Raw genomic sequence first — 10815 nt, 5'->3', positions numbered from 1 at the left:
GGCAGCAGGCGGTCAACGCGACGATGGGTTTCAAGCCGCGTAAATAAGGCAACAAAAAAAGGGGCGGCGCATTCAATGCGCCGCCCCTTTTTTTAAGGGTCTTCAGGGCAGGTCGTAACCGAACTGGTCCTTGAACTCCGTGGCGAACTGCTCGTACGTGAAGTACTGATTCTGCGTGCCCGGATGCTCGACCTTCAGCGCGCCCATGAGCGACGCCATGTTGCCGATGGTCTTCCAGTCGTAGTTCTTCATGATGCCGAAGATGAGGCCGGCGCGGTAGGCGTCGCCGCAACCGGTCGGATCGACGACCTTGCGCTCGCGTGCCGGCGGCACCGTGATGATCTCGCCGCCAACGTGGATCAGCGAACCGCGCGGACCCTGCGTGATGATGTACGCGGTGACCTTGGAGGCGATCTCGTCGGCGCTCCAGCCGGTGCGCTGCTGCAGCAGCTGCGACTCGTAGTCGTTGACGATGACGTACGTCGACTTCTCGATCATCGAGCGGAACTCGTCGCCGTTGAACAGCGGCATCGCCTGGCCCGGATCGAAGATGAAGGGCACGCCGCGTGCGGCGAACTCTTCCACGTGCTGCAACATCGCTTCGCGACCGTCCGGTGCGACGATGCCGAACGAGTAGTCCGGGATGTCACGCACATGGTTCTCGTGCGCGCTGGACATCGCACCCGGATGGAAGGCGGTGATCTGGTTGTTGTCCAGGTCGGTGGTGATGAAGCACTGCGGGGTGAACTGGTCGTCGAACTGACGCACGCCGTCCAGGCGGATGTCGAACTTCTCCAGGTGCGCGCGGTACGGCGCGAAGTCCTGGCCGACGGTGGCGACCGGCATCGGCGAACCGCCGAGCAACTTCAGGTTATAGGCGATGTTGCCGGCGCAGCCGCCGAACTCGCGACGCATGGCAGGCACCAGGAACGACACATTCAGGATATGGACCTGGTCCGGAATGATGTGGTTCTTGAACTGGTCCTGGAACACCATGATGGTGTCGTAGGCGAGCGATCCGCAGATAACGGCAGTCATGGCTTAGGTAACCCTGGAAGAAGTGTGGCGCGGCCGTGATGCGGCCGCAGCGGGCGCCGAACGCGACGGGTCCGGCAAACCGACGGATCGTACCCAAAATCGCGCCCGGAGGCGACTCCCCGAGTCGTACAGAATTACGGGAACAGGACAGAATCCCCACGCATCATCTGGACTTACAAGGCTTTCTTAACTTCTTCGCCCTTGCGTGGGGGAGTAGGCCAATCTAGACTCGCACGCTAACTTTTTCTTGCTACTGGCGTCCGCCGCATCATGTTTAAGAAGTTCCGCGGTCTCTTTTCGAACGACATTTCCATCGATCTCGGCACGGCCAACACGCTCATTTATGTGCGCGGCCAGGGAATCGTCCTCAACGAACCGTCGGTCGTCGCGATCCGCCAGGATCGGGGCCCGGGCGGTCCGCGTACCGTTGCCGCCGTCGGTGGCGATGCCAAGCGCATGCTCGGTCGTACCCCGGGCAATATCGCCACGGTCCGCCCGATGAAGGACGGCGTCATCGCCGACTTCACCATGACCGAAGCGATGCTGCAGCACTTCATCAAGCAGGTGCACCGCTCGCGCATGCTCCGTCCGAGCCCGCGCGTGCTGGTCTGCGTGCCCTGCGGCTCGACCCAGGTCGAGCGCCGCGCGATCAAGGAATCGGCCGAAGGCGCGGGTGCCCGCGACGTCTTCCTGATCGAGGAACCCATGGCAGCCGCCATCGGCGCCGGTATTCCGGTGCATGAGGCCCGCGGCTCGATGGTTCTGGATATCGGTGGCGGTACCTCCGAAGTCGCAGTCATCTCGCTGAACGGCATCGTCTACTCGCAGTCGGTCCGCGTCGGTGGCGATCGCTTCGACGAAGCCATCATCAACTACGTGCGCCGCAACCACGGCACGCTGATCGGCGAGTCCACCGCCGAGCGGATCAAGCTCGAAGTCGGTTGCGCCTTCCCGCAGAGCGAAGTCCGTGAGATGGAAATCTCCGGCCGTAACCTCGCCGAGGGCGTGCCGCGCATGTTCACGATCAACTCCAACGAAGTGCTGGAAGCCCTCCACGAGCCGCTCTCGGGCATCGTGGCAGCGGTCAAGGCGGCGCTGGAGCAGACCCCGCCGGAGCTCTGCTCCGACGTGGCCGAGCGCGGCATCGTACTCACCGGTGGCGGCGCGTTGCTGCGCGATCTGGATCGTCTCATCTCCGAGGAAACCGGCCTGCACGTGCAGGTGGCCGATGACCCGCTCACCTGCGTCGCCCGTGGTGGCGGCAAGGCGCTGGAGATGATCGACCAGCACGGCAGCGACTTCTTCGCGTTCGAATGATGGCCGCGCGCGACGGCGCGCTGGCCGGAACGCGCTGAGCCATGGCCCTCAATCGCGACGATCAGTCGCCGCTGTTCGCGCCCGGTGTGGCGGGGACCCTGCGCCTGATCGTCTATCTCGCGCTCGCCTGTGTGCTCATGGTGCTCGATCACCGCGGCGGCTGGCTCGGTAACGTCCGTTACGGGCTGTCCATCGTGGTCGAACCGATCTACCGGATCGCCGGTCTGCCGTCGCAGGGTTTCCAGGCGGCGACGGTGGCGTTCGCCGATCGCCAACGCCTGACCGAGGCCAACCAGCGCCTGCGGGAAGACCTGCTGCTGGCCAACGCCAAGCTCAACCGCATGGCCTCGGTGGCCGAGCAGAACCAGCGTCTCAAGGAACTGCTGGACACCCAGCACAGCCTCTCGCTCAACGTGCAGCTCGCGCGCCTCATCGGCGTGGATCTGGGTACGTTCCGTCACCGGATCGTGCTCAACGTCGGTGCGCGCGACAAGGTGCAGGCCGGGCAGGTCGTGATCGATGCGCGCGGCGTGATGGGCCAGATCGTCGAAGTGATGCCGACCACCTCGGTGGCCATGTTGATCACCGATCCGAACCACGCGATCCCCGTCACCATCGAGCGCACCGGCCTGCGCACGGTGGCTTATGGCTCGCGCGGCGGCGACATGCTCGTGCTGCCCAATATTCCCGTCTCCGCCGATGTGCAGTCCGGCGACAAGCTGGTCACCTCGGGGCTGGGCGGACGCTTCCCGCCGGGGTTCCCGGTGGGCGAGATCCGCGACGTGGCGCAGACGGCCTCGGGGACGTTCCTGTCCGCGCAGGCGAAGCCGGCCGCCGATCTGGATCGCAGCGAGGATGTGCTCCTGCTGCACGATCTGGCCGAGCAGGACGGTCCGCCGCCACTCGCGCCGAATGCCGGTCCGCCGGCCGGCCTCGCGCCGGACCCGAATGCGCCGCCGACCGCACCCGTCGCGCCGACCCTGCCCAAGGTGACCTCGCCGACGGCAACGCCGGTGCCCGCGCGCGCCAGCTCGTCCACGGGTAACTCGCCGACGGGGACGACGCCATGAACAAGCTGCGTGTCCGCCAGCTGTGGTTCGCGGCGACGTTGTTGCTGTCGCTGTTCCTCATGCTGATTCCGCTGCCGGGACCGCTGACGCCGTTCAAGCCCTACTGGCCGGCGCTGATCCTGCTCTACTGGTGCCTGCAGTCGGGCGATCGCGTCACGCTTGGTCTCGCCTTCTGCCTGGGCGTGGGTGCCGATCTCTTTGACGGCGTGCTGCTCGGCGAACAGGCGCTGCGCCTCACGGCCATGGTCTTCATCGCGCTACGCTTCCGCTCGCGGCTGCGCTTCTTCCCCATGTGGCAACAGTCGCTGGCCGTGCTCGGCCTGCTGTTGAACGATCGCGTGCTCTTGCTGCTGATCCGCGTGTTCGCCGGCGATCCGCTGCCGCCCCCGGAATACTGGATCTCGCCGCTCGTGGGCGCGGTGCTGTGGCCGTTCGTCTTCCTGATCCTCGACGACCTGCGCGCACGCCTGCGCATCCACGACACATGAGCCGGCGGCGCGCCTCGATCAAGGAGGTTCGCGGCGAAGTGGCGCTGTTCCGTCGGCGCGCCCTGGCCGGGTTCTTCCTGCTCCTGCTCGGCCTGATGGCGGTGTGCAGCCGCTACGTCTACCTGCAGGTGTTCCATCACGACGAGTTCGTGACGCGCTCCGAGCAGAACCGCGTGAAGCCGCGGTCGATCCCACCGGCGCGTGGGCTCATCTACGACCGCAACGGCGTATTGCTCGCCGATAACGTCCCCGCGTTCCGTCTCGAGGTCACCCCCGAGCAGGTCGCCGACATGGACCAGATGCTGCAGAACCTCAGCGCGGTGGTCCCGATCAGCGACGACGACATCACCACGTTCAAGAAGCAGGTGAAGCTCGGCCGCCGTTTCGAAGGCATTCCGCTCAAGCTCAAGCTCACCGAGGACGAGATCGGCCGCTTCGCCGTGAATCGCTGGCGATTCCCCGGCGTGGACGTGGTGCCGTATCTCACGCGGCGCTATCCGCTGGGTGGTGCGCTGGCGCATGTCATCGGCTATGTGAGCCGTATCGACGTGGATGACCTGGACCGGATGGACGATGACGAGGAGGCCAGCTACAAGGGCACCACGCACATCGGTCGCATCGGCATCGAGCGCTCATACGAGAAACTGCTGCACGGCGAGCCGGGCTACGAGCTGGTCGAAGTCAACGCCGATGGACGCACCCAGGCGGTGCTCGACACCACACCGCCGACCCCGGGCAAGAATATTTACCTGAGCATCGACGTGCGGCTGCAGAAGGCGGCACTGGATGCGATGGCGGGGCGTTCGGGCGCGGCGATCGCCATCGACCCGCGCAACGGCCAGGTGCTCGCCTTTGCCAGCGTGCCCGACTTCGACCCCAACCTGTTCGTCAACGGAATCAGTTCGGTCGACTACAAGTCGTTGATGACGGCGCCGGACAAACCGCTTTACAACCGCGCGCTTCGTGGCGTGTATCCGCCAGGCTCCACGGTGAAGCCGTTCCTTGCGCTCGGTGGCCTGACCATGGGCATTCGCCGGCCGTCGGATACCGTGCTGTCCACCGGTGAGTTCTGCATTCCGGGGCAGAGCCGCTGCTATCGCGATGACAAGCGTGGCGGCGATGGCACGGTGAACATGGTCCGCGCCATCCAAATGTCCACCAACACCTATTTTTATCGCCTCGCACTCGACATGGGCATTGACCGCCTTGCCTCGTGGATGGGTGGGTTGGGCTTCGGCAAGAAGACCGGCATCGACCTCACCGGAGAAGTGGAAGGCGTATTGCCGTCGCGCGAATGGAAGGCCGCGCGTAGCAAGGCGGGGTGGTTTCCGGGTGAAACGATTATCTCCGGCATCGGCCAGGGTTACTGGGCGGTGACACCGATCCAGCTGGCCCACGCGCTCGCCACGTTCGCTGGCAAAGGCGTCCCTTACGCGCCGCACCTGCTGATGGATACCCAGGATGGCGTGGACAGCGCGCGCGTGCCGCAATCGTTCCCGCCTACCGGCCCGTCGGTGATCCGTCGATCGGCGGATTGGGACACCGTGAACGAGGGCATGGTGGCGGTGATCAATTCGACCGGAGGCACCGGCAACAAAGCGAAGCTAGGCATGGGCTTCCCCTATATCATCGCTGGCAAGAGCGGCACGGCCGAGCGTTTCTCGCGAAAGTCCGACGCCTATGACACCAACAAGAACACGGCGTACCTGGCGACGCGCCATCGCGCACTGTTCATCGCCTACACGCCGGCGGAAGCGCCGAGAATCGCGGTGACCGTGGTGCTCGAGGCGGGTGCGTGGGGTGCGGCGGATTCCGGCCCGATCGCCCGCAAGATCCTCGATCAGTGGGTCGTCGACGAAGGCGGCGAGCGTCCGACCGCCTTGCCGCCGGGCCCGATCACCCTGTCCGACGCACCGGCCGAGGCGGCGCCCGCCAGCGCGAGTTCGGTGCAGGGCACGCAGCCAGCCGCGCCGACCAGCAGCGAGTTGCCGCCCGACGACAACGGCGAGGACCAGTAAGCATGTTCGCCAACCTCACCGTCCGCCTCAAACGCTTCGGCCTGCGCCTGCTCACGCGGCCGCGCCTCGATCTGCCCCTGCTGCTGGCGCTGTTCCTGCTCGCCTGCGCGGGCCTGGCGACGCTTTACAGCGCCGGCAATGCCAACCTCTCGCTGGTCGGCGGTCAGGCCGCACGCTTCGTGCTGGGCGCCGTGTTGCTGGTGGTGATCTCGCGTATCCCGCCGCCCGTGCTGCGCTCGTGGACGCCGTGGCTCTACATGGGCAGCACGGCGTTGCTCGTGGTCGTCGCGGCGCTGGGCGAGGGCCGTGGTGCCTATCGCTGGCTGGACCTGGGCTTCATGCGCTTCCAGCCCTCCGAGCTGCTCAAGCTCACCATGCCGATGATGGTCGCCTGGTACCTGCATCCGCGGCAGCTGCCGCCGGGCTGGAAGGACATCATCGTGGTCGGCCTGATGATTGCCGTGCCGGCGGGATTGATCGCCGAGCAGCCCGACCTCGGCACCGCCTTGCTGGTCGCGGGGGCGGGCGCCTTCGCTCTGTTCCTCTCCGGCATGGCCTGGTGGCGCATCGGCCTGCTGGTGGGCGGCGCGGGCGCGGCGATTCCGGTGGCCTGGCAGTTCCTGCACGAATACCAGCGCAATCGCGTACGCACGCTGCTCGATCCCGAGTCGGATCCGCTGGGCAACGGCTGGCACATCATCCAGTCGAAGATCGCGGTGGGCTCCGGTGGCGTGTTCGGCAAGGGCTGGCAGCACGGCACGCAGTCGCGCCTGGAATTCCTGCCCGAGCACACGACCGACTTCATCTTCGCCGTGTTTTCAGAGGAATTCGGCCTGGTCGGCGTCATCGCGATCATGCTGCTCTATGCCTTCATCATCGGCCGCTGCCTGTGGATCGCGATGAACGCGCGCGACACCTATTCGCGCCTGCTCGCCGGCGCCATCGGCATGAGCTTCTTCGTCTACGTGGCGGTGAACGGCGGCATGGTCGCGGGCATCCTGCCGGTGGTGGGCGTGCCGATGCCGCTGATCAGTTACGGCGGCACGTCCGCGGTGTCGCTGCTCACGGGCTTCGGCGTGCTCATGTCGATCCACGCCAATCGCAAGCTCCACGATTGATGCCTGAACGCTTCCCGACGCGCGGCCCTGTGACGCCATTCCTGCGTGCTACGCTTCGGCGCATGGATGAAGTTCTTACCGCGCGCCGCGCACGAATCGCACGTTTATCCCCGCGCCTCGCTGGCGCGATGATCGCCTTCCCCCTGATGTTCGCCCCCGCGGTGTTCGCTGAAACCCATCCGGGCCAGGAACAACTCGTGCGTGAAGTGGCGAAAGACACGGGCAAGAGCAAGGCCTCGCTGAACGCGATCCTCGACGGCGCGAAGATGCAGCAGTCCATCATCGACGCGATGAACCGCCCGGCCGAAGGCAAGCCGTGGCGGGATTACCGACCGATTTTCCTGACCGAACAGCGCATCCAGGCCGGCGCAGACTTCTACCAGACGCATCGCGCCCTGCTCGATGCCATCGGCAAGAAGTACGGCGTGCCGCCGGAATACATCGTCGCCATCGTCGGCGTGGAAACCTTCTACGGTAAGAACACCGGCAAGTACAAAGTGCTCGATGCGCTGACCACGCTCGCCTTTTACTACCCCAAGCGCGCGCCGTTCTTCCGTGAGCAGCTGAAAACCCTGCTGGAACTGCCGCCGAACCACCTCGCCGGACCGCTGGACACGCTCACAGGCTCCTACGCGGGTGCGCAGGGCTGGGGTCAGTTCATGCCCTCCTCGATCCGCGACTGGGGCGTCGATTACGACGGCGACGGCAAGATCGACATGAAGGGCTCGATGGGCGACATCTTCGCCAGCGTGGCCAATTATTTCTCCGAGCACGGCTGGGAGACCGGTGGTCCGCTCGCCGTGCGTGCCCAGCCCGATGCCCGTGTCCGCGATCCGGACGTGCCGAAGGACTGGCGCCCCGTGGCACCGGTGGAAACCTTCGTCGCGCAGGGTTTCGCGCCGTTGCAGCACCTGAATCCGGGGCGTGACGCGCAGCTGGTGCGCCTCGACGGTCCCGCCGGCCCCGAGTACTGGTTCGTCTTCCAGAATTTCTACGTCATCACCACGTACAACCGCAGCCCGATGTACGCCATGGCCGTGAACCAGCTGGCCCAGGCGATCCGCGAACGCACGCACGGATCCGTGGCACGATGACGCCGGCGGCCGCGATAACCCTGTGGGAGCCGCTTCAGCGGCGAAGGGTGCTCGCGAGTCGCGTGATCGTCATCGGCCTGCTCGCTCTTGTCCTCGCCGCCTGCGGCGGCTCGAAAAACGCCCGCCCCTCATCGCGCGGCAGCAGCGGCTCGTCGTCGTCCTCGCGCGGCAGCAGTGGCGGACGCGACGACATCAGCAAGTCGCAGTCGTCGCGCTATCGCTCCAGCTCGGACAGCGTGCCGACCGAGATTCCGGACGTCAGCAAGCTGCCCGAGCCGGTGCCGAAGGTCGAGCCGCGAGCCCTCTACGGCAACAAGAGCCCGTACTCGGTGCTCGGCCAGACCTACAACGTGCTGCCCACGCCGCGTGGCTATGTGGAGCGCGGCATCGCCTCGTTCTACGGCAACAAATTCCATGGCTACAAGACCTCGAGCCTCGAGGAATACGACATGTACCAGTTCTCGGCGGCACACAAGACGCTGCCGCTGCCGAGCTACGCGCGTGTCACCAACCTCGAGAACGGCAAGAGCGTGATCGTCCGTATCAACGATCGCGGCCCCTTCCATGAGAACCGCATCATCGACCTGTCCTTCGCGGCCGCGGTGAAGCTGGGCGTATGGCCGAAGGGCACGGGCCTGGTCGAAGTGCGCGCGATCGATCCGAGCGAAGCGAACAGCGATCGCGGCGCGCCTTATGTGAATACCGCACCGAAACCGGCGCCGGTCACCGCGCCGGTGCCGCCGCCGCGTCCGGCCTATGCGTCGGCGCCGCCGTCGGCACGGACGGCGCCGACGCCCGACATGGCGACGTCGTCGCCCTCGACGTCGTCGCGATTTGCCACGGCAGGCGCTGTCGCCACGGCACCGGTGATCGCCTCCGGGTCGCGCGCGCCGAGCGYCGCCATCTCGGCCCCGGTCGGCAGCGTGCCGGTCCGCGCCACGCCGAATGCGGGCGCGCAGGCAGGCACGGCGGCCAACGGCGAGGGTAACGACGGTCCCGTACCCGGGATGACGGGCGTGTCCGCCGCCGAGGCCTTGCCGCCGTTGCCAGGGCAAAAAGCGGGATCGGCGCCAGCGCCCGCATCCCCAGGCACGCCGTCAGGCAATGGCCAGACCCCGCGCCTCAGCACGCCAGCCCAGGGCCCCACCATCGCCTCCGTGCCCGGCAAACCCACGATTTACCTCCAGGTCGGCGCGTTTTCCGACGTGGCGAACGCCAACCGCGTGGCCGACCAGCTGAACAAAGCGGGTCTGGGCCCTGTCAGTGTTATCGAGACCGCCGTCGCCGGTCGCAGTGTGCGTCGTGTGCGTGTTGGCCCCCTGGCCGACGTCGACACCGCCGACCGCGTGACCGACCAGATCTCCGGCATGGGCCTGCCCCGGCCGTCGGTCGCGGTAGACTGACCTTCTTTTTTGTTGCTTTGACTGGATCGCTGAAACGATGAAGCTCTTCCCTCGCTCCCTGTTCGCTTTCGCCGCCGCAGCGCTCGTCGCCGGCGTCACCGTGGCGCAGCAGACCCCGCCGCATCCCGCACCCGTTCCGCGCCCGGTCGTTCCCGAGGCGCCGGTGCCGCCGCCGCCGGACGTGGAGGGCAAGAGCTGGGTGCTGATGGATTACAACACCGGGCAGATCATCGCCTCGAAGGATCCGGACGTGCAGTTGGAGCCGGCCTCGATCACCAAGATCATGACCGACTACGTTGTCTCGGCCGAACTGGGCAACGGCAAGATCCACAATTCCGATCCGGTCACGATCAGCGAGAACGCGTGGCGTGGCGGCGGTGCGAGCACCGACGGCTCGACCAGCTTCCTCAAGCTCAACAGCCAGGTGCCGCTGAAAGACCTGCTGTACGGCATGATCATCCAGTCCGGCAACGACGCCGCCATCGCGCTGGCCGAGCACACCGCAGGCTCCGAACCGGCCTTCGCCAACCTGATGAACGCGTATGCCAAGCAGTTGGGCATGACGCATTCGCAGTTCCAGAATGCGTCGGGCTACCCGGTCTCGAACCATTACACGACAGCCCGCGACATCGCGATCCTCTCGCGCGCGCTGATCCACGACTTCCCCGAGGATTACGCGATCTCGGCCGTGAAGGAGTTCGAGTGGAACGGCATCAAGCAGCACAACCGTAACCTGCTGCTGTGGCGCGACAACACCGTCGACGGCATCAAGACCGGCCACACCGCCGCTGCCGGCTACTGCCTGGCCGCTTCGGCCAAGCAGGGCGATGCCCGCATGATCGCCATCATCATGGGCGCCAACAGCGAGAAGGGCCGCGCCGATGCCGCGCTGGCGCTGCTCAACTACGGTTTCCGCTTCTACGAATCGCACAAGCTCTACGAAGCCAACAAGCCGCTCGCCACGCCGAAGCTGTGGAAGGGCGCCGAGAACACCATCCCGCTCGGTGTCGCCGAAGACGCACTGGTCTCGGTCAAGCGTGGCGACTACGACAAGCTCAAGGCCAACCTCGACATCCCGGCGACCCTGATCGCGCCCTTCAAGAAGGGCCAGCAGGTCGGCACGCTGCGCGTCACGCTCGACGGCCAGCCGGTGCTCACCACGCCCCTGGTGGCCCTGAACGATGCACCGGAAGGCGGTTTCTTCTCGCGCCTCTGGGACACGATCATGCTGTGGTTCCACAGCGACAGCGACAAGAAGTAAGAGGACGG

The 10815-nt window shown here is 66.1% G+C and carries 9 protein-coding genes; 8 read left to right on the top strand and 1 reads right to left on the bottom strand.

Translation table 11 applies throughout. From position 1 onward, the window contains the following. Window positions 1-102: 102 nt before the first annotated feature. Window positions 103-1038, bottom strand: a complete 936-nt coding sequence (locus AC1DYM_RS17730; protein WP_477340562.1) for a carbohydrate kinase family protein — start codon at window positions 1036-1038, stop codon at window positions 103-105. 270 nt (window positions 1039-1308) lie between these two features. On the opposite strand from AC1DYM_RS17730, the gene AC1DYM_RS17725 reads away from it, so the two are divergent. The 8 genes from AC1DYM_RS17725 to AC1DYM_RS17690 all read left to right on the top strand — a co-directional run bounded on the left by AC1DYM_RS17725 (window position 1309) and on the right by AC1DYM_RS17690 (window position 10807). Then, complete coding sequence (locus AC1DYM_RS17725; protein ID WP_036139600.1) at window positions 1309-2355, top strand: rod shape-determining protein; 1047 nt, start codon at window positions 1309-1311, stop codon at window positions 2353-2355. 41 nt (window positions 2356-2396) lie between these two features. Beyond that, a complete protein-coding gene (gene mreC, locus AC1DYM_RS17720) occupies window positions 2397-3425 on the top strand; it encodes a rod shape-determining protein MreC (protein ID WP_477340560.1) in 1029 nt (342 codons plus the stop codon). Next, window positions 3422-3913: a rod shape-determining protein MreD gene (gene mreD / locus AC1DYM_RS17715; protein ID WP_063572784.1), complete on the top strand. Its 492-nt coding sequence runs from the start codon at window positions 3422-3424 to the stop codon at window positions 3911-3913. Before mreC ends, mreD begins: the two co-directional genes overlap by 4 nt. Further along, window positions 3910-5931: a penicillin-binding protein 2 gene (gene mrdA, locus AC1DYM_RS17710; RefSeq protein ID WP_477340558.1), complete on the top strand. Its 2022-nt coding sequence runs from the start codon at window positions 3910-3912 to the stop codon at window positions 5929-5931. Before mreD ends, mrdA begins: the two co-directional genes overlap by 4 nt. A 2-nt stretch (window positions 5932-5933) precedes the next feature. Then, window positions 5934-7049 (top strand): rod shape-determining protein RodA, encoded by a 1116-nt coding sequence (gene rodA, locus AC1DYM_RS17705; protein ID WP_046967880.1) that lies wholly within the window; start codon window positions 5934-5936, stop codon window positions 7047-7049. Between the two features lie 62 nt (window positions 7050-7111). Next, window positions 7112-8143: a lytic murein transglycosylase B gene (gene mltB, locus AC1DYM_RS17700; RefSeq protein WP_477340556.1), complete on the top strand. Its 1032-nt coding sequence runs from the start codon at window positions 7112-7114 to the stop codon at window positions 8141-8143. After that, entirely contained in the window at window positions 8140-9546 is a 1407-nt protein-coding gene (locus tag AC1DYM_RS17695; RefSeq protein WP_477340554.1) for a septal ring lytic transglycosylase RlpA family protein, read from the top strand. The genes mltB and AC1DYM_RS17695 overlap by 4 nt, the downstream gene beginning before the upstream one ends. A 37-nt stretch (window positions 9547-9583) precedes the next feature. Then, complete coding sequence (locus AC1DYM_RS17690) at window positions 9584-10807, top strand: D-alanyl-D-alanine carboxypeptidase family protein (protein ID WP_477340552.1); 1224 nt, start codon at window positions 9584-9586, stop codon at window positions 10805-10807. Window positions 10808-10815 lie beyond the last annotated feature (8 nt).

The sequence above is a fragment of the Luteibacter sp. P1_D3 genome (assembly GCF_056406135.1).
This window is presented reverse-complemented; position numbering and strand designations above follow the sequence as displayed.